Genomic DNA, 721 nt, shown 5'->3' on the forward strand with positions numbered 1-721 from the left:
TAAAATTAAATATCGCTTTAAACTCTATGGTTATTGTATAATGACCACACATGTCCATTTATTGATCGATTCAAATGGAGCAGATATAAGTCAATTCATGCATAGCATAAATCAATCATATGCTCAATATTACAACAAAAGACACAATAGAAGAGGTCATGTCTTCCAAGATAGATTTAAAAGCAAGATAGTAGATTCTCATTCTTACTTACTAAGAGTTTCTGCATATATTCATAGAAATCCAAAGGATATGAAAAAATATAAAGAGCATCTTGAAGACTATAAATATTCAAGCCTTGGTGTTTATCTTGGTTTAAGAGCAGATACATTTGGTATAGTAGATGAAAATTATATATTGGAATTGCTTGATAAAGACATAAAAAAAGCTCGAGAAATCTATTTTATGCTTGTATATAACTGCAATGATAAAATTTTAGAAGAAAACATCGAATTCAAAGATGAAAAAACTGAGTATAGAAGCGAAAGACATATTCTAGAAAGAAACTTTACTCCTGAAGAAATATTGGATTTTGTTTCAAAATATACAGATGTACCTAGATGGAAAATAATTTTGAAAAATAATAGAAATAGCACTCAAAGTAAAGCTTTATACGTATTGCTGTTAAAATGTTTGTGTAATTTTAAAGATAAAGATATTTGTAAAATTATTGGCAATATCACTCAATCACGAATATCAGCCCTTTGTTCAATTGGAATAGAT

At 27.6% G+C, this 721-nt stretch carries 1 protein-coding gene; it reads left to right on the top strand.

The genetic code is table 11. The annotated features are described in order from the left end of the window. Positions 1 to 4: 4 nt before the first annotated feature. A partial coding sequence (locus CLTEP_RS14110; RefSeq protein WP_278319564.1) for a transposase occupies positions 5 to 721 on the top strand: 717 nt, incomplete at its 3' end.

Origin of the sequence: Clostridium tepidiprofundi DSM 19306, assembly GCF_001594005.1 — a bacterium.
GTDB classification, from domain to species: domain Bacteria; phylum Bacillota; class Clostridia; order Clostridiales; family Clostridiaceae; genus Clostridium_AC; species Clostridium_AC tepidiprofundi.